Below are 20,451 nucleotides of genomic sequence, written 5' to 3' on the forward strand. Positions count from 1 at the left end.
TCCTAATACAAATAAATAAATGTATGAAATAATACAAAAACAAAAAAAATTAAATAAAATACAAGTACAATGCCACTTAAAGCCAAAAACAATTTAAAAAATATTATACTAATTGAGTATTCTGAAGAAATACTCAAATATATAGCAAAGACAATATTGATCAAAAAAACAATAATTATATTGTGAGCTATAATCTTTCTTTTGCTGGATGTAATCGATATCTTTCCAAGCATTAACTTAGAAAAACCCCAAACATAGGTTAATACCATTACAAACACAACAAATACAATCAAATAGGTTAAACCATCAGGTATTACTTGAGCATATGAAAAGTATTTAATAAACGGCAACCCAAGATTCGCTAATTGTAAAATTTGAGCCATACCACCTACAAGAGTCGGTAGTAACAACACAAGTGTAGGATGGCTTTTAAAAAAATCTAAATATTTCGAAAATGGAAGTTTTCTCTGCTTTAAATTTACATGTCGATATTTTAATTTGTTCATTATTCTTTAAAAATAATTATTTTCACATGCTTACATGGATTTTGATAATAAAAAACCACTTAGGATTAATACACCTAAGTGGTTGATATATATGGTGGGCCCACACAGACTTGAACTGTGGACCAACGGATTATGAGTCCGTTCACATTTAATCAAAATATCAACAAGATATTATAAAATAAAATATATATTATCATACACTTATTAATTTTACAAAGTTTACTATTCACTCTTTTTGTTGATTAATATATATTGATTTTTAGTACTATTTGCTTACCAGATGCTTACTAGAATGAAATTCACAAAACCAGCTATAGACAAAATTAATTGTACAGATAAGACTAAACCAACTTTTTTTTGGGATGAAAGAACACCTGGATTCGGCGTCAAAGTTACACCTAAAAATAATAAAAGCTACATTTTCCAGGGCCGTATTGGACTCCAAAATCGCCGTATCAAAATTGGCGATGTCGATACATGGAAATTAGATGACGCTCGTAAGTATGCACAAGAATTGGCTATTATGTGTCACAAAGGGATTGACCCATTGATCGAGCGTAAGAAAGCTTTAGCTAATAATAAAGAACTGCTAAAACAAGAAAAACGCAAGACGATTAAATTTAAAGATGTATGGTTTGAATATTTGAAAGCAAGACAACCTAATTGGCGACCAAGAAGTTATCAGGACCACATCGAATTATCTAGAGGCGGTTACGATCCTGAAAAAAATAGTGTTTATACCAGTCAACCCATTTTTCAACTGTTTGAGTACAAACTTTCTGAATTAACTGCAGATGTATTTTGCGATTGGCTTGATCACAATGACTTCCGTCCAACAACATCAGCTAAAGCATACAGACTTACACGAGCTTTCCTGAATTGGTGTGAGGAACACGAGGATTATGAAAACTTAGTGCCTCCAAAATCATATAACTCAAAAAAAGTTAAAGATAAAGTCCCTTCCCCCAAAGCCAAAAATGATTGTTTGATGAAACAGCATCTAAAACCCTGGTTTGAAGAGGTAAATAAGTTAACTAGTAGAAAAATAGCGATTTTTTTGATAGGTAGTTTAATCACTGGTTGCAGAAAGAATGAGCTGCTTTCATTAAAATGGACAGATGTCGATTTTCGTTGGAAAACAGCAAAAGTCAGAGATAAAATTGAAGATGAAGGTCGCCTAATCCCTCTGACTGCATATGTTGAAAGCTTATTATTAGAACTAAAGAAAAATTCTGATTCTAAATTCATATTTAGCAGTAAGGACGCTGCATGTGGACATATTGTTAATCCCTACGATAGCTTAGAGAAAATATGTAAAAAACTAAATATTGGACTTACTCCCCATGGATTGAGAAGGTCATATAAAACATTAGCTATATGGGCAAAAATCAATGAAGGATCTTTAGCACAGATATCAGGTCATAAACCAAGTGCATTAGTTGAAAGACACTATATCGTACGACCTATGGATATGCTACGAGAAACACTGCAAGAATATGAGGATTGGATTTTGCAACAAGTGCGAAATGGCATTAATTGAAATACCCCCATTTGAGAGCTTGACAATAATTTTGTGTAATTGCTTTTCATAAATTAAAGGTGATTGCTTAGGCGGTCACCGAATTCAATAATAAATCGGCTCATCTCATGGCTAAACGCCAGTTTAGAATCGGCACATTCCACAATGATATTCCATCTTAAACTTTACAATTAACATCATCAAATAATTTACAATTAATCCTCTGTTTATTTTTTAATTTTATCCCAGTTTTTAAAGCTATAAGTACTGTTGCATAATTGTTTTAACCCTTGCCCATTGCCACTAACTTGTACACCATGGAAACGAGCACCCTTTTCCGCAGAAGATTTTACAATCAGTTCAATATGAGAAGAAGCTGTCCATTCACCATCACTCACAATCATTACATCAGCTTTTTTCCATTGTTCTTGTTCTAATCGTTTAACAGCATACTCAACGGTTTCAATATCATTCCCACCACCAAAAGAATAGCCCAAAAACTCTAGTAATTTTGGAATACCATCTTGTGTAAATTTCAAATCATGCTCAATTCTTTGTCCTTGCCCACCAAATGCATATAAGTAACATGCTCTCTTTTCTGCATGTGCGGTTTTTGCAGCTTGTAATGTTAATGCTTTCGCAATAATTTCTGGTGTGCCACTCATCGAACCAGAAGTGTCAATCACAATAAGCATCGGTCCACGATCAAAACGAGGACGTGGTTTTTGCACTTCATTTTGTTCTGTAATGTCTGCCCATGTTTTTTCAATTTCTAACCCTTGTACTTTGTAACTTAGTAAAGTCTGCTCATATCGTTTAGCCTGCCAAAGAAACTTCAGTCTTGCATGTCCTAAAAATAAGGCTTCTTGAGGTAACATACGGCTAATTTCACCACTACGTTCAATGCCTGACATTTCTTCTGGAATATAATCAACGATTTTTTCTTGAACTTCCTCTACAACACGAGAAATGCTTTCGAAGAAACTTTCAAGCTCTTCATCATTATTTATACTTTCTTGCAAACGCCCTAAGGCATCTACAATTTTTTTAAACTCATCAATACACTTTAACAGTTCTTGTAATCGTTCAATATGACGCCAATTTTGATGTTTAAGAATACCTTTAGTGATATCCACATCACGCCCAAGCATTTGACTTAAATCACCAAATACACTGTTTAGCTGTTTCCATGCATCTAATCTCTCATGCCATGAGTTATGAATAACCAATTCACCTGAATATTTAAAGTCGAAATCTTGTTCTACTTCAAAAGACTCAAATGGTTGATTGCTTTGTTTCGCATTCGCAATTTTATCCTGCAGCCATTTTTGCATTTTTCCTTGATATTCAGATTGAATCACTTGCCATTGCAATATGACATGTTTTAAGAACTCAATCGTCAGCTCATGCTGATCTTTTAAAAAAGGTGCAATTCCTGACTGCACAATTTGCTGCTGTACGACATCAGAAATATGCTTTGGCAGCCACTCAGGTTTTGGAGGAATTTCACCCAAGATAAAATACTTATACCATCGCTGCATGGTATCACTGCGCTGTTCAAGCGTTCCCACAGTTGAACAAATGACTTCTTCTAAAAGATCGGAAGGACAATCATCCAAAAAGGCATATTGATCTTCTAAATAATCAGCAGCGACTGTATTTTCCATATATTAACCCTGATAATCCTGATAAGTCGCTTTTAAAACCAGCATACGATTTTCAATGTCCTGCACCTGAGCAAGACTGCCTTTTAATGTATCTAAAGCAGGATCAACAAATTCATGATCAATCCATAAATGGCCCTCGCCTTGGCTTTCAAGTTCTTTGAGGTTTTTAGTCAGTTGCAATTTAACTAGACTGATACGCTCAAGGTGTTTTTCGACTTGTTCAATCTTCTGTTTGAACCACTCTGTATTTTTCTGGTCTAGATTTTTATGAAATGAATCATGGCTCTTTTGATTAGTTTTATTCAAATATTGCATAGCAATATAAGTATCAAAATTCTCAGGATACTGACTATTTTTTGTGATGTATGCATGAACGATTGAATCAAAAATCTTTTCATCACTAGGTTTTAAGTCTTTATTAATTGCCTTGATAAAATCCTGAATTTCTTGTAAAACATTCTCACCTATCTGCGCAAACTGAAGATGATAGGTAAAATTATTGGTTTCAGTTTTATAATGATTTTCTAATTTTCTAGCTATTTCTTGTGTCTTATCTGAGTATTTAGAAAATACATCCTGATGCATAGTTTTACCAAAATTAGTATACCAGCCCATGTAAGATCCCCTTTATCTACAATTAACTTTCTTTGTTATTAAACCATTAGGATTGGTATAATTGCTCAAACAAAAATTCCAATTACATCATTAGCTTCTACTATCTGAGCTTCCAATTTACTTTTCTTAACTAAAGTTCCATCAAATGGCGCTTTGATTAACCGAGTATGAAAACCTGTAGTTTGTAATCCTATTCGTACTTCACATATAGGTTTGTCTTTTGAACAAAACTCATTTTCTTTCACCAACCAACGATTTATCACACCTTTTACTATACTTTCAGGAACACAGATATCTGTAGATTGACTCTGATAAGTTGGTGTTTTATTAATAGGAATATCTGAAATTTCCTTTTCCAATACATCAACGACTGTGAGTAAATTTTGTAGGTTTACCACCGATTTGCCACAATATTGCTCATACATTCCTGCAACCAATTCAATCTGCTCAGGCTTTTCCCAAATACAATGTTGAACCAACCAACAATCCCAAATCGTGACCTGACTTTGACCGTTGGTAAATGCTGAAACTTGTAGCATTCCAACAATTTTACGCCAACGACGATCAGATACCTGAATCTGATTTTCTGCACACCATCTACGTAGTTCCATTAAAAATTGTAATGCTTCAGCAGATAATTCAACTTTTTTGGCGTGTTGTTGAATGTATTTGATTTCGTCATAAGACAACTGCTCAACAGACAGCTCATCATCAATAGATTGCATCGTCAACAACAGTTTAAAACCTGATTTACTTACAGGTTCAACATACTGCCTAAATAAGAAACGGTCATATAATGCACTCAAGTTGCTATCTTCAGGCAGTTCATTGCTTGCTCCAATGACTGAAATCAATGGTACCTTTTCTCTGATCACACCATTATCGAATTCACGTTCATTCAATAGAGTTAAAAGTGCATTTAAAATCGCACTGTTGGCTTTGAAAATTTCATCCAAAAATGCAATTGATGCTTGAGGCAAATAGCCTTTGGTTAGACGGGTATATTGATCCTGCTCCAAAGCCTGAATCGATAACGGTCCAAAGAGCTCCTCAGGCACTGAGAATTTAGTCAGGAGCCGTTCAAAATATGGTGTATCCTGAAAAACCAAGTGAAGACGACGTGAAACTAAGCTCTTCCCTGTACCAGGTGGGCCGATTAGCAAAATATGTTCACCTGCTAGAGTTGCAAGCAGTGTCAACTTAATCGTTTGTTCTCGTTCAACCAAACCTTGGGTAAGCTGGCTTTGAATCCGCTGAATTTTTTTAAATAATTCTGATGTATTCATTCAATATACTATCCATCATGGAATTAAAAGGAAGAACAAGCAATGTTCTTCCTGAGTCAAATTAGGCAATTTTTTTTGTTAAGGCTTCATCAGATATAAGAGCTTTTAAGGCTTCATATTCTTGTATAGATTTCTGCTTCTCGGCAAAGTCTCTCTTAATCTGTGAGAGCTCATTTTCTAAGCCCTGTGTTAATTTTTGCGCCAACAGATTCTGTGTATCAGTTAAATTGAATTCAATTTGTTTTGCTGATGCTTTAAATTGATCGTTTAGTAATTTAAAAACTTCCTGCAAAGATTGGTTCAACGCTTGCTTCAACTTCTGCATATCATTGCTAGATTTGATTTGACCACTGAAGTTTTGGCTGATTTTACGGCTTGGATCACCAATTTCTAAATTAAGCTCTGGCAGATTCAACTGACGAATGACTGCATCCAATACATTTTTAAACTGAGTACCATCAAAATCTGCTTGCGCAGTATTTAATTCATTCACTAAAGCACGGCGTAAATTCAGTTTTAATTGATTTGGACGAATTAAATCATTGAAATGATATTGGATATCAACCTTGCAGTTTCTAGCATATTGTGCAATTTGCTCTACAGCGTCCGATGTGGATAAGTATTCATAATTCGTTGTATACGTACGATATCGCATTTCAGAACTTCCCCAGCTAAATGGGTTATACCATTTTGATGTGCTGACCTCATAAGCTTCTTCATGTGTTTCTGAACCTGTATGCGTGGTCAACTGAGTATATTGTTGTATTGATTTTTGCAAATCGCGAGAAATGTCATTGATTGCTTTTTGAATTGCAGTTAATTCTGTACCAATATGCTGTTCGAGTTTAGAAGAAATACCATGAATACGTTGTTCAAGCTGCTTTTCTAATTCCGTGAGCTTAGAGATATCCTGTGTGTTTAAACCAGTTATACGGCTTTCAACTGCTTCTTTTAAATAGCTTATCGCCTCATCAAGCTTTTCTTGTGCTTTAGGCAATAAACTTTGTTTTTTAGACGCCAAAATTTGATTTTTTTCTACTCTAGCAATCTGATATTTATCTCGCAGGGCATCAAAGTTGGCAATGCATTGCCAATCTTGCTGTGTAAATTGGTATTCATCCCAATCATTTTCAGCCATTTCTTTTAATTCAGTATGCACATGCTGCATCGTTGCATCCCACTTAGAAACATCCCACGTAGCAAAACCATGCGCAAAAGTACTCGAAACAATTGGCTTCACTAAATTTTCTAGGAGATCAGCTAAATGTTCATGACCCAATTTTCTCTTTTTATCAGCTAAATCACCTAATTCTTTTACTGCACGTTTGTTTAAACGATTTTGCAAATTTGTCTCACATTCACTTAAGCTCTCTCTATTAAAGCCATCATCCAAAATTGCAGAATCATATTGCCCTGCAATCAAATACAAACGTTCTACACCACCTTGAGGTAATTGATCTGTTAATAAATGAATATCAGATTGATCTAGGAACTGACTTGCTCGTGATAAAAAGAATACAACATCACAACGTGCAATCTCTTCTTTAGTTTTTTGGGTACGACTGATCACAGGATCATTCATTCCAGGTGTATCAATAATATCAAAACCTTTCAACTCATCATTTGGCAAATATAATCGGGTCATTTTTACTAAAGCTGTATATTGACCATTATTACCTGTGTATTGATTTAAAGTATTAACAAGGTCATCAATAAAGCTACTTTCAATCCTTTTCGTTTGTTGTTCTAAGACTTCTTGTACATTGATTTGAGCCGTACTCACCATTTCTACTAACTCTTTAGCCACTTTAACAGCTTCAGATTCATCTTTTTCTTGTGCTAGTTTTTCTATTTCATCCCATTCTTCTTTTGAATAATATTCAATCTCTAAAGCAGGAATTTCACCATAACTAATGCGTGTAAGATTTGCAGTTTTAGGAGTGGCCGCTGTAGGCAAAACAGGCTTTCCATCAAATAACAAAGCATTCAAAAAACTGCTTTTACCAGCTTTCACTTGCCCCATTATTGCAATATTAAGGGTTTGCTGTTCTTGTTCAAAGCGTTCAATATCAGCTTTAAGGGCTTCTTTTAACCGTAAAATATTTGAAATTTCCTTATTATCAAATCGTCTTTCCCAAATTTGAAGACTTTGGCATAAATTAGAAAGCTGTTCAAAATGCTGTTGAATTGACATACCCTGCTCTTTTTAATATCAAGTGTTTATAAGCAGAGTGTAGCTGATTTTTACTGAACAATGACCTAGACAAAAGGTGACTAGGTCATAGATTGACGTACTAAGGATTGATTTTTATCTCTCCATCATTTTTAGGGGGGAGATTAACACCCTTGTTGCTTAAATTCAGGACTAAAGCGTTTAGCCATTTTAATATATCCAAAGTTAACATGATGTTAGCTATAGAGGGACTGTGTGTCCATTATTTTGTCTAGGATCAGACTTGAGTTGTGAGTTTTGTGTGGTAACTCAACTGATGGCTCGAGTTCTCTTATTTTTCAATTCAATTTCTTATCCGCGATTTGCGGTTATGTTGAAATCGATACGATTCTACAAACACCAGAATTATCTACAACAAAAATATCCTTTAGATACGCATCATCTTTTTTAATGATCCCATTTATATTAAAGTTTTTAGATAAAGCAATTTTCACTGATACTTCAGAGTCTTTTAATAAAATATTTTTTATTCTTTCAGTTAAATATTTGTTTTCCGCAACATTAATCCTTACGAGCAGCTCAGAATCTTGAGCCAAAATAAGTAAAACTTCCTCATCTAAATAATTACCTAGACGACCAAAAATATTCCCCAAAAAACCATGCCCTGATTCATTTGACTTTTCATTATTATTTAGCAAAGCTAATTTAACATCTGTAGATCTATCATGTGCAAGAAGTATTTTTATTTCTTTATCACTTGTAACGGTGGCCAAATTTATTCTTGCTTTAACATCCATATTTTTAATAGAAGTATTAATTTTTATAAAAAACTTATTTTCCAGCTCTTTGAATAATTTAATACTATTTCTTAAAGACATTAAATCCGTCTCAGCAACTAGTCGTACTTCTTTCGCATCTTCCTGAATCTCAGTTAATTCAACTAAAGTTAAAATTCGATTTAAACGATTAAGTTTTATTAAAGAGATACTCTGTTTTTCCTCTATAAATTCTGCATACTCTCCAAACAGCCTTTGAAAATTTTGAACAAGACTAAAACTTTTTTTGTGCTCATTCCACTTCTCCAAATAATTCACTATAGGCTGCGATGGAAAGTCAATCTTCTTTCGTGCAGATACAGGAATCACATCCAGTACATTAATTCCTCGTTCAAATGTAATCTGCTTCACTAACTCTACAATCTTAATAATATCTTCAGGAGTCTTAGTATCTGCTCGACTAATTACAATCAGCTTAGGAATATCCACATTTAAAGTTGCCAAAAACTTTAAATCATCTTCAGAGATCGTACCTTGCATCGCAGATACCACCCAAATAATATAATTAGACAAATTGAGTTGTGAACGTGCCACAGATTCATCTGTTCGTTCACTCCATTGTTCACTATCAGGTTTGCTATATCCTGGAGTATCAAGTAAAGCGATATTTTTCCAAGTAAAATGAGGATCACTGACAAAAGCTGAACGTAATAAACCCGAAATCTGACTACCATACTTAATTTTTTCTTCGTGGGTCAAGCTAGCAAATTCAGCCTTGGATAAAATTACACGATGATGAAATAAATTGATTGCCGTAATTTGCTCTTGATCACCATGTAATAAATAAGTTGGTAATGAAGTCGTCGGATCAATCTCAACTACTAACTGCTTTTTCCCCAAAATCGTATTAATTAAACTGGATTTTCCTGCACTAAATGCGCCACCAAACCCCACAACAACTTTTTGAGCTAAGTCTGGAAATTCACAGAATGCTCTAAAATGTTCTAATTCAAGATTAAGAGCTTTTAGAATATCAGTGACGTGACTTGAGCTACCTGAATGAGCCAACTCAGGTAAATCATGATTAATTATTTTGTCTAAAACATCTAGATCGACTGCAAGTTGTAAACGCTGTCCACCTTGTTCCACATTTGACTGACTGGCACGACACAAAAAATCATAACGCTGTGCGATATCAAAGTCTTCTTGGTATGACATTCTCTATATCCTAAAACTTATAAGGGATTAGCCTTTGCGAGATTGAGCTAAAACTTAAAACTGTGTCCAATATTTATTGACCACTACACTTGAGCAAGTAATTGATAAATTTAAAATAAGTAAAAAATTGTAATTTTCTAATATCATGATTACTGCTCAATATATGTTTTCAAGGCAGTGACTAGATTCACCATAGCTGCTTTTAAATTATCCTGAGGAACAAACAATACTTCTTTACCATTAATACTGAGCTTAGAGTCACTTTTATCAAAACGAATACTTCGAATATCACTTAAACGAATCACAAAGCGTTTCGACAGCATATCTTTACAATACAATTCGGAATAAGTCAGATATAAGCCATTTTCTGCATTTTTAAACAATGTCGTTGTATCAACGAGTACCAAAGGATCATCATTGTATTTACCGTACTCACCATCCCCTTCATAAGCATACGCTTTTACGGCTTTATCTATTTTTTTACGTATACTATAAACATCATCAATGACATAAATACCAACACTCGGCCGACTAATCTCATCCTGGGCATCTTCTAAAATCTGCTCCAAACTGCGACGCTGAGTTTTTTGCACTTGCTGTTTGAGCTGTTCCGCCTTACCTATTAAGTCTTGGGCTTTTAGCATCTCTCTTTCATGTTCATACTTAGCTTGCTGCAAACGTTTTTCTTCTTCTATTTTTAACGCTTCACGCTCAAGTTCAGCCTGATATGCAACAAGCTTATCTTGTCTATCTTGCTCAATTTTTGCTTGTACAGCTAAATATTTTTGCCATTGTGCTTCAAGATCGATATTTGCATAAATCGCCAATTGATAAATTTTTTCAAATAATTTTCTTTGAAATCGCTCTATTTCTATTTCTCCCTCCTTATTGGTGAGGTGTTTCTTCATAGCCTCAAAATACTGGTTAAAATTTTCGATAATACGTGACTCTTGATGCTCTGAGCTCCATTGAACTAGAAACTGATCCAATCGATCTCGGTCAAAGTTTCTAGGCTGTCGAGCTGAAAATGCTAATACATCGATAACATCAATCTGATGCTGAGCTAGTGTATATTGAGTTAGCTTTTTGATTTCATTTAGATCATTCGGTGACTTTTTGTCAGCCCTGCTAATCACCACTAATTTAGGAATATCGAAACGAATTATTTTTAAAAATTCAATATCACTTTGAGAAATCACCCCTTGATCCGCAGAAATCAACCAAATCAAACACTGTGCATCATTCAACTGAACTTTGGCGATATGTGCATCACACATACCTTGCTCTATATCCTCATGATTACTGTATCCAGGCGTATCTAGAAATGCTAAATGAGACCATTGCTGTTCAGGCTGATTTAAAAGGATTAAATCTATATTTTCAGTCAATTTATACAGTTCTTGTTCTGCATGATGCGTTAAGCTTTTAAATTGCTCCAAGCTCAAATCTTGCTGCTGTGCATTTTTAAGCACAGCCTTGATTTTTTGATGTTCACCGTGAATTAAATAAGTTGGAATAGACGTTGTAGGATCAATTTCTACACTTAAAATTTTTCGACCAAGTATTCCATTTAAAAAACTGGACTTCCCGGCGCTGAATGCACCGCCAATTCCAACTATCACTTTGTCTGCAAGTTCAGGCAACATGCAAAACTTATAAAAGTTCTCCATTTCATATGCAAATTCCAGACTGAATTGACTATTGTTCAGCAACGAATTCTTTTTTAGAAGCCCTAAATTATCATTAAAATATTGCTTCAGATCCTCATACATTTGACTAATTTCTGTATGCCTATTCATTGCTATTCCTTAAGATTTTAATTTTTGTTGCATATCGTGAATAACTTTTAAATCCGCTTCATAAGTCTCATGTAACTCTGCTCTTTCTTGAGAATTTTTCTTAAGCTGCTCTTCGAGCATAGAAATCGAATGCTGGGATTGATTCACTTTTTCATTGATTTGATCTTCAACGTGCTGATTAACTGTGTAGAGCTGTTCCTGGAAAATTGAACCTAAGTTTATTTGAACTTGTTCAAGCACCTGCGGAATAATTTTTCCTCGAACATGATCACGTGCAGCTTCCTTTTGTTCTGCTCTTTGCTGATCACGATTATAATCCGACATAAATGCTTTAAAAATAGATGTAACTACAGGCAAAATCATGGCTGCTAATGGAAAACGCTTTAATACAAACGATAAAATGCCTATGATCCCTGTCAAACCAAAGTCAAATACAGCACTATCTGTATTTTCTTGATCAAAATGAAAGTTCTGATTGACCATCAAACTGGGTAAATCTGTTTCTATTCGATGAATATATTTATCAACTAAAGGTTTGAAATATCGTTCCATTCCTTCAGTTAAAGCCATTCGTACACTGTAACTCAAATCACTTTCAATACTGCTTTGTGATATCAAGGCAGCTGCATATTGATCTGTTTCACCTAATAGACGGTTACGAATATGATCTATTACTTTATTTAAAACAGATGGAATCTGTTCTTTCATCTTCTGATGTTCGATAGCCAATTTTTGTTTAAAGTTTTCAGTTTCATCAAGGAGTTGTTGTTTCCTTCCTTTCAGTTCATCCGCAGTTAAATCTTCCTGATTCAGCAAAATAGTCACATGAGCCGCTATATCATCAATGACTCGAGTAACTTGAGGCACGACAGTGTCTTTAAATCGCTTTTCGCTCAAATGTTCTAATTTTTGAAATGCCTCAATTGCTTCACCAACATTCTTCTTCTTAGCAGATACAGATACAACATCTTGATAATTATTTTCTGGCAATAGCGAATGCACTTGCTCACTGATTTGCTGTTTAATCGCCTCTATTTCATCCGGTGTTTTTTTATCACTTTTAGTAATGACCACAACAACAGGTGCTTTATGAAGTGCTAATTCCTGCAGAAATTTTTTGATACTGTCCTTTAAGGTGCCTTCTTCACTACTTACCGTGATCACATAAGCTAAACTGCGGCCTAAATAATGATGGATCGCCTGCATATGTGCATCAGATTTTGAGTCCAAACCTGGCAAGTCTGCTAAACATAAATGCGGAAGCGATGCTAAAAATGGTTGATTAAGCTGTACTTCAATATGCCCATCTGGCATCAAGTCTGAAAACTCTTGCTGTTTTAATTCTTGCGCTGTCAAATTTTTAACAAACTGATTTGCTTTATAACCTTTTATACTTTCTTCTTCCGCAAAACTGATCTCAGTCGCCAAATTGCTTGCAGGATCTATTTCAACACACAGTAGTTTTTTCTCAACCAAAGCATTAACTAAAGAAGATTTACCCGCACTGAATGCACCAATAAGTGGCACTCGAACTTTAAAATTGTCAACGTGTGGTTTTAGCTTATATAATTGTTCAACAGATAGTCCATATTTTTGAGATAAAATTTCAATTTCTGGAATATTTGTCTGTATATCTTGCTGTATCTGAAACATCTTTTTTTAACTCTCTTAAAATTAATTTTTTAAAGCATTTGCCAATTCTGGCATTTCATATGATTCAAGTATGGCGCCTAATGTTTTTAAGCTCTTTTTGAATTCTCTATCTTCATTATGAAAAATATCTTGATAAACTCGTGTGACTTTACCGCTAATACCTAAAGCAAATTCCTGCATCATAGAAGGTTGTACTAAACCAACACCTCTTCTCCTGTCTTTAGTCAAAATATCCAGCAGACTTGATTCATCATCTGAGTAAACAGCATTAGATGTGATCAATCTTGCTTTCTGAAATAATGGTAATAGTTCTTGCTGTGTATGCTTAGGCAAAATATCACTTAACTGATCATCTACAAGTCTTAAAATTAAAGCCTGAGATAGACTTAATCCTTTTACTGACTGTTCCACTTTTTTCCATCGCCAGTTATAAGGCATACAATCCCGGCGACATTCCAATGGAAATAATGTTTCCAATAAATTTAAATCTCTTTGAATTGTTCTTTGAGTTGTCGTAATCCCCTTAGCATGTAAATGCTTTTCGATTTCTGTTGTACTGACATATTTACTATTTAATAAAAACTGAATAATCATCCATTGACGGGTGATAACCTTCGATGACTCGTGGCTCATTCTAATCTCAGATCTTAAATTTATATCTTAAGTATATATTTTTTATTTATATTTTTGAGTAAAATTTTAATCAAGTGCGACACAGTTTGACTAGGATATATTGAGAATTACGCGAATTGATTACGCTCGTACAAAGATAAATGCTATCAACACAACTTGAGTCAGTTTTGTCTCAATGCATCACAATACGTGTGAAGTCCTTTAGGGCATATTGACATTTATTGTTCAAAAAATAGCGGAAAACTAAAATTCATTCATCAAACCAAATTCACTTCTAGCTATGCCTCGTACAATCTTGACTGATCAACACTGGTTAAAGCGGCACTACGAAAACTTGGTTGTCTTAATCTAAATAAAGACTTGATCATTAAACAACGTTAAGTAGAGCATCGAAATAAGTGTGATTTCTGCCATATCTACCTTTTGATTCCACATATCATTAAGTATTGTGGTCAAACCAAATCAAGAAATTTCATCGATTTATAAAATTATGATTTTAATAAGACCACTTAGTTATATACGACAGGCTTTAGATACAGGTTTATTCATTTCCGGATATATTGCAAGTTTTGCAACAAAGCCTATCGATTTCAACATTTACGAGTTTTATATTAAAAGATCAGCAGCTATTAATTTTTCCCTATCATTAGAATACAATTCATCTATTTGCCTTTTTAATAGAGAAATTTGACTCATAAATTTATCTGTCTCTTTACTCTTTAATTGGATGCTTTCAATACTATCTCTTAACATATCTAATTTTTTATTATAAACATCCGAAATAATAGTTTCCGCATAATCTGATAAATTCTGATTAAAGCTATCTAGAATCATTTGTATTAACTGATATCTTGCAATTTCAATCTCTTTCGCTTGCTGATTATTCTTGGATTGCTCTGTATGGGCATCATAAAGTTCATAACCTGCTATAAGAACTTGTACAGCAATCGCACCTTTACCAGCCCATTTACCTAGTGTCTTTTCCCAACGACCTTTTAGTCCTGGTATTTTTAATTTCCTTCCCTGTAATAAAATCTGTTTCAAATTCTCTTCCTTAGAAAGCAATTCCATACCATTTTTCAGTAAACCTTTAATCAATTGATTATCTTGACCATTACTATTTGGAAATCCGTCTAGCTTTTTTTGCCATTTCTTTAAAGCATTAAGGTTGTTATGTTCTAATTCATTTTTAAGCATATCAACCATTTTATCCTGTAAAGACAAAAAAAGTTGATTGATTTCTGCTTCTGCAATCTCTTGTGTTTGTGAATGATCAAGTACTGCTATTACTTTAGGCTTGGAGGATTGAACCAACGAATCAATTTTATGCTTGGTATCTAAACTTAGACTTATTTTCTCTTGTTCAATATATCTTTTTTCATCAAGCAGAGCATTATATTCAGATGCACCATCTTGCTCATCTGATATATGCTGCTCTAGCGCACTAAAAATATGCTCAGATAAATATAATTCTAAAGATTTTAAATATTCTTGATGGCTAGTATTAAAGTCCAACCAATATTGAAAAGCCTCTTTAAATTCATTGAACCCAGAATTGTTTAATATCGTAGTTTTACCTTCAATAATACCTTTACATGCAGAACGCAAACGAATTGGAAATATATTAATTGATGCAATAGCTTCATTACTAATTCGATAACCTGAACCTATATTTACCAAATTTTCTTGAATTCGTGTCACGACTTGATCTCGTTTTTCATTATCATCTTTTTTAAATTGATGATTAAAAATAATAAAAATATTTTTTCCTACACTTAACATTTCGAACATACGTTCATATAAGTTTATTGCATCAACATCAGTTTCCCTAATTATAAAAACTACAGCGTGAATATTTTTAAGATATTCTTCAGTGACTTGCTGATGCTCTATAGGTGCATTAATTCCTGGGGTATCACAGAGGATTATGCCATTCCAAGCATATTCATGAACTTCATCTGTCGTGGGAACATCATCAACTTGAGCAACCTCTTTAGCCAATACTGTATTAATAAAAGTGCTTTTGCCAGCATTATATGCACCGAACAACATTACTTTTAAACTGGTTGCATTTTTCAGTTTATTAAATTGTTCAACCTTTGCCTCAAAATCTTTTTTTTGTTCTAGAGTTAGAATATCTGATGTTGAAATGAAAGACTCTATTTTTTCAACAACTAACGATAGTTGATCTGTGTTAAGCGACATTTTTTATTCCTACAGAAGTCTTTTCAATATTTTTTTTAAAAGTATCAAGTACATCTAAAATTTGATTCATATTTTGAGAATACAAGTTCAGTTCCTCACGTATATCATTAAAACTTTGTTTGATCATAGAAGGAACTTGGGATTTTAAATATTGATTCAAGCTTTGATCTAAAGCGACACTGTTAACCCCAACAACTTCTTTGATGGTTTCTGTCTCAACGAATATCTGCTCACCTAGCGCATCTGCACCGATTCCACCAACAATTGCACCGAACAGACCACCAACTACTGTACCTACTGGGCCAGCACCAACGGTGCCAGCAAGTGCGCCCGTAGCTAATCCACTCACTATCCCCCCCGCAATACCTGTTGCTTTGCTTAAAACCTTACCTTTAACTTGTTCAATTTCAAGTGTTTCATCTTCAAAATCTTTAAATGTTTCAGATAAAAGTTCATGAGAGAGCTGTTTTATATTTGCCATCAACTGTCCCAATGATTCAGACAAAACTTTATTTACCAATCGATTTAATTGATTATTGAGCTCTTTTACTAACTGTTGTTTATCTTTATTTTTTGAATGCTTCTGAATCAATTTATCCACGACCAATTGCATTTCACTTTGTACAGTTAAAATAGTATGTCTTTCCTGCTGGTCAAGTTTATCCGTTGTCTGCATTAAAGAGATCATGACTTGATTCAAACGTTCAATAAATATCTCATCTATACTACGTACAATTTTACCCTTCAGAAAGTTTTGAGCTTGCTGCTGATTTTTAATCAGCTTATAAGCACTTGCCTCATGAATAAGTTTAGTCATTTCATTAAGTAATTGCTTGAGACCAGCTTCTTCAAAATCTTGTTCTAACTGCTTACTCTCCTGATATGCAAATAAAGAAATAGACAATGGAGTTCTTAGCAGTGAACGAATTGTTTCTTGATTTTTCTCGATATAACATTTTAAACGGTTATACACATCTTTTTCTTGTTTAGCCCTATTAGCAGCCGATTTGTTAACAAAATATTCATCCCCCGAATCTTCATCTTCTTCCAAGTAATCACTTCCAGTGATCAAAGGCAATAAAGGTTTTTCTTTAGAAAGTTCCGCTTGTAAATCTCTGAGTTCATCTATTTGACCTGGTGATCCTGAAGGCGTTAACCATAATACGGCATCAGTGCAATCTATAAAATCTTGAGTTACTTGACCATTTTCAGGTGTCACCGAATGCAGCCCTGGAGAGTCCAACAGCAGAAAATTCTCCCCTAGTGTGACGCCTTGGATACTGGCCGTCGTTTCTATACACCCTTCTTTAAATTTATCTTTAATTGGCTCAATTTGACCATTTCGAACAGTAAATCTCTCAATTTGGTCCGAATCAAAGATTGAAGCAATAAAATTACAGAATGAACTTTTTCCTGCATTGACCTTTCCATAAACCAAAAAGATAATTCTATTCTGGTACTTTTTTGCAAGATACTGTGCTTCGATGACTTTGTTCAGCTCAATATCCCATTTTTGGAAAATACTTTTAAATTCACTTTGCAATGCCTGAAATTCTTTAGCCAAAGGACTCTTAACTTGAAAGTTATAGGATTTATCTAATCTTTCAAATAAATCACGCTGCAAGTGTTGCTTGTGTTTTTGGATGATCTCATCAGCTTGCTGCACATATTGAGCATGATCATGACTAAACTTTTCAAGCTCTTTAAAAAATAGTTCCTTAGCCATTATTCTGCTCTTTTAAACTTTTAAGATGTGCTTCAATTTGTTTAGTTTCAAAATCTAAATCACGAATCGTTTTCGCTAATTGTTTTGCAACATCTGTTTTAGCCCAATGTTCTTCCACTCGTGTTCTGACTAAACGTATATTTTCTTTGGAAACCAATAAACCCTGTATGCTTGATTTAGCATGAGTATCAAATACATACTGAACTGCTAGACGACTAAATTCAGTATTGAATAATTCATTTCGTTTGTTCAACTGCTGCTTCTTGAGCTCCTGTTGCTGTGTATAAGCTGCCTTTTGTCTCTTTTTTTCATTGTCTTCTTCAATTCTTTTTTTTGCTTGCTCATCTGCAGCATTCTTACTACTTGAAGAACTATCATTACTTAAAGCAACAGCTGCTGCAGCTGCTACTACCCCCAAACCAATTAATAACGGTAATGGCATACTCTATTCCCCAAATTAAAAATTTTGCTGAATTTTATTCATCATTTGTTTGACATCATTTTGAAAATTCGTATGCATCTTACGAAGTTCCTGCTGTTTTTCAGCCCTCTTCTGTTCAATATACTTTTTTTGATTTTCCAAATAATGGATGATTTCCTTTATTAAATTATCAAATTCATCACGTTGTAATGTTGAGTGCTCATAATTTTCGTGTAACATCTGCTGAAGCTGCCTCATATTACTTCTGTCTTGTTGCCCTGAATTATTATTCGATAATCCTTTAAAATAACGTGTGGTAGAGATACAGATATTTCGAATTTTTACGTCCTGCACTTGTTGCTCAATACGTGCATAAACTATTTCAAACTGTTCAGCTCGAAGTTGATCTTGCTGTGTTAAAACCAGAATAATCTGTGATGCTGATTTCAAAGTCAGCAGCTCGTTCAAATAATCTATTTCTGCTTGATCTAATTCTCCAATTCTTAAACTATGGACAAAAAGAATCAGATTTGCCTCTCTGGTGATTGCATCTACTGCATGACTATCATCTTCGCCTTCTATATCTGCATTTAGACCAGGTGTATCGATCCATTGGATACCTGCAGATTCATCAATAAAAATATCATTTTTAATGGTGGTTCGGCAGTCTGCAACCTTAAAATGATTCTCAATACCAATCAGTGCATTTAAGAGTGAACTTTTTCCATGATTATATTTGCCATACACTGCGATATTAAATAAGTCATTTTCTTTTGCTGACAAATATTCTAATCGTGCAATCTTTTTATCTATCTCAGGAAATTTCTGTTTTAAGGCAGTAAAATTGATCTTATTCATGTTTTAACTTCACCCTATATGACTCTGAATAATGATGTTGTTGCTGTAGTTGATTACAAACTTCTGCATTTTTTTCATAAAAATCAATTTTCTTAAAATCTTTCTGAAAATAGGTTTGATACATTTCATCTATACGACATACCAATGGCCTACTGTGATAAATACTACAACCTTGGCTTTGGACATAATATATACACTTACCATCGCCATGATGAAAATCATGCAAGACTGGAATCTTATCAAGAGCTAAACAACATAGCCCACATTGAGTACAGGGAAATTGCTTCATGAACGATCCCACTTTTATTAACAAGTCATTTTAAAACTGATTACTTATCTAGGTAAATAGATCTTATTTAAATATAAAAATTAATTTAATAGTTGAAGTTTTGTTATATTCATTAGACCTCATTCATAAATCATTTTTTACTTAGTTCCAAGTTGTAGATTCCAGCGATTAAATTGAATCTCAAACCGAGTCTTTTACCTCTATTGCGATAACGCTCAGCAAGGATTTTGAATGTTTTCAGGCTACCAAATACATGCTCAATTCCGATTATTCTTTTATTGATTTCCTGATTATAGATTTTTAGTTCATGATCCAATTTACAGTGTCTTTTAACCCGAATCCTGCTTAAGGAAGTGAGATCGTTCATCTTGAGACTTATCCATCAGTTTGAGCATAAAAAACCTATGATTTGATCTGATAACACTAAAAACTGATTCAAATTAATCATAAAATTATAGTTATTTTATGATTTTAAAGAAAAAACCTTATCCGCGATTCGGGTTCTTTTAGCTTTTAATGGCAGTAGGCTATTCGGATACAGCGCATAAATTCTCTGATAGCCTTTATCTGCGAGGATAAAAGCCCTAGAAGGAATCTGGTTTAAAATGCGTTTGAATAACTCGAAATCATGCACCGTACCGCGATCAGTACATAAACTCAGAATTGGCTGAGTTTTATAATGAATGATGACCTGTATTTTAAAGGTATGCGTCTTTTTCTTGCCGCTATAACTTTTCTTCTGTTTTTTAGGCCTTTGAATTGGAATTTCTGTGACATCCACGATCACCACATTTCAGTCTATCCCTTCGCCTTCGGGCAAATTCTTCGGTACCCACTATAATTTTCTGAGAGATCAATCAATATGGAACTAAAGATTACTACTGTAATCTTTAATATCCAATTCCACATATATATTGACCTTATCGCATCACACCCTGTTGCAGGCTAGACGACTGGCTGAAATTCTATAATACTGAACGAACCCGTCAAGGAAAGATGTGCTGTGGTCGTACACCACTAGAAACTTTAATTGATGGAAAACAGATTTGGGCTGAGAAGAATTTAGCTCAAATTTAACCTGACAGACACAATAAAAAATGGGTAACT

16 protein-coding genes and 2 pseudogenes are annotated in these 20,451 nt (G+C 34.0%); 2 read left to right on the top strand and 16 right to left on the bottom strand.

Annotated features, from left to right (window positions below; genetic code table 11):
* Nucleotides 1-2 precede the first annotated feature (2 nt).
* Complete coding sequence (locus tag GVX98_RS10025; RefSeq protein ID WP_159127983.1) at nt 3-506, bottom strand: hypothetical protein; 504 nt, start codon at nt 504-506, stop codon at nt 3-5.
* 292 nt (nt 507-798) lie between these two features.
* Between GVX98_RS10025 and GVX98_RS10030 the strand changes: the two genes are divergently transcribed.
* The gene (locus tag GVX98_RS10030) at nt 799-2,046 is read left to right on the top strand and encodes an integrase family protein (protein WP_159127984.1); all 1,248 of its coding nucleotides are present in this window, start codon (nt 799-801) and stop codon (nt 2,044-2,046) included.
* Nucleotides 2,047-2,252: 206 nt separating this feature from the next.
* Here the strand turns inward: GVX98_RS10030 and GVX98_RS10035 are convergent, their stop codons facing one another.
* The 15 genes and pseudogenes from GVX98_RS10035 to GVX98_RS10100 form a co-directional block, all read right to left on the bottom strand.
* Nucleotides 2,253-3,692 (bottom strand): VWA domain-containing protein, encoded by a 1,440-nt coding sequence (locus tag GVX98_RS10035; RefSeq protein WP_159127985.1) that lies wholly within the window; start codon nt 3,690-3,692, stop codon nt 2,253-2,255.
* A 3-nt stretch (nt 3,693-3,695) separates the two neighbouring features.
* A complete protein-coding gene (locus tag GVX98_RS10040; protein ID WP_159127986.1) occupies nt 3,696-4,307 on the bottom strand; it encodes a hypothetical protein in 612 nt (203 codons plus the stop codon).
* 65 nt (nt 4,308-4,372) lie between these two features.
* Nucleotides 4,373-5,593 (bottom strand): AAA family ATPase, encoded by a 1,221-nt coding sequence (locus tag GVX98_RS10045; protein ID WP_159127987.1) that lies wholly within the window; start codon nt 5,591-5,593, stop codon nt 4,373-4,375.
* A gap of 61 nt (nt 5,594-5,654) precedes the next feature.
* Nucleotides 5,655-7,787: a dynamin family protein gene (locus GVX98_RS10050; protein WP_159127988.1), complete on the bottom strand. Its 2,133-nt coding sequence runs from the start codon at nt 7,785-7,787 to the stop codon at nt 5,655-5,657.
* A 347-nt stretch (nt 7,788-8,134) separates the two neighbouring features.
* Entirely contained in the window at nt 8,135-9,760 is a 1,626-nt protein-coding gene (locus GVX98_RS10055) for a dynamin family protein (protein WP_159127989.1), read from the bottom strand.
* Nucleotides 9,761-9,909: 149 nt separating this feature from the next.
* Nucleotides 9,910-11,559, bottom strand: coding sequence for a dynamin family protein (locus GVX98_RS10060; protein ID WP_159127990.1), 1,650 nt, complete (start codon nt 11,557-11,559; stop codon nt 9,910-9,912).
* Nucleotides 11,560-11,568: 9 nt separating this feature from the next.
* Nucleotides 11,569-13,212 (bottom strand): dynamin family protein, encoded by a 1,644-nt coding sequence (locus GVX98_RS10065; protein WP_159127991.1) that lies wholly within the window; start codon nt 13,210-13,212, stop codon nt 11,569-11,571.
* Between the two features lie 21 nt (nt 13,213-13,233).
* Nucleotides 13,234-13,845 (bottom strand): hypothetical protein, encoded by a 612-nt coding sequence (locus tag GVX98_RS10070; RefSeq protein WP_159127992.1) that lies wholly within the window; start codon nt 13,843-13,845, stop codon nt 13,234-13,236.
* Nucleotides 13,846-14,451: 606 nt separating this feature from the next.
* The gene (locus GVX98_RS10075; protein WP_159127993.1) at nt 14,452-16,050 is read right to left on the bottom strand and encodes a GTPase; all 1,599 of its coding nucleotides are present in this window, start codon (nt 16,048-16,050) and stop codon (nt 14,452-14,454) included.
* Nucleotides 16,040-17,776, bottom strand: a complete 1,737-nt coding sequence (locus GVX98_RS10080; RefSeq protein ID WP_159127994.1) for a GTPase — start codon at nt 17,774-17,776, stop codon at nt 16,040-16,042. Before GVX98_RS10080 ends, GVX98_RS10075 begins: the two co-directional genes overlap by 11 nt.
* Nucleotides 17,769-18,218 carry a hypothetical protein gene (locus GVX98_RS10085; RefSeq protein WP_159127995.1) on the bottom strand — a complete coding sequence of 150 codons (450 nt, stop codon included), beginning with the start codon at nt 18,216-18,218 and terminating at the stop codon, nt 17,769-17,771. Before GVX98_RS10085 ends, GVX98_RS10080 begins: the two co-directional genes overlap by 8 nt.
* 15 nt (nt 18,219-18,233) lie before the next feature.
* Nucleotides 18,234-19,055 (bottom strand): GTPase, encoded by an 822-nt coding sequence (locus GVX98_RS10090; RefSeq protein WP_159127996.1) that lies wholly within the window; start codon nt 19,053-19,055, stop codon nt 18,234-18,236.
* Complete coding sequence (locus GVX98_RS10095) at nt 19,048-19,344, bottom strand: YkgJ family cysteine cluster protein (protein WP_159127997.1); 297 nt, start codon at nt 19,342-19,344, stop codon at nt 19,048-19,050. Before GVX98_RS10095 ends, GVX98_RS10090 begins: the two co-directional genes overlap by 8 nt.
* 130 nt (nt 19,345-19,474) lie before the next feature.
* Nucleotides 19,475-19,645, bottom strand: a pseudogene (locus tag GVX98_RS16940) (IS5/IS1182 family transposase); the annotation flags it as partial.
* Nucleotides 19,646-19,807: 162 nt separating this feature from the next.
* Nucleotides 19,808-20,125, bottom strand: coding sequence for a transposase (locus GVX98_RS10100; protein ID WP_159127998.1), 318 nt, complete (start codon nt 20,123-20,125; stop codon nt 19,808-19,810).
* 164 nt (nt 20,126-20,289) lie between these two features.
* Here GVX98_RS10100 and GVX98_RS10105 point away from each other — a divergent pair.
* Nucleotides 20,290-20,421, top strand: a pseudogene (locus GVX98_RS10105) (IS481 family transposase); the annotation flags it as partial.
* Nucleotides 20,422-20,451 lie beyond the last annotated feature (30 nt).

The organism is Acinetobacter sp. 8I-beige, assembly GCF_902505955.1.
GTDB classification, from domain to species: domain Bacteria; phylum Pseudomonadota; class Gammaproteobacteria; order Pseudomonadales; family Moraxellaceae; genus Acinetobacter; species Acinetobacter johnsonii.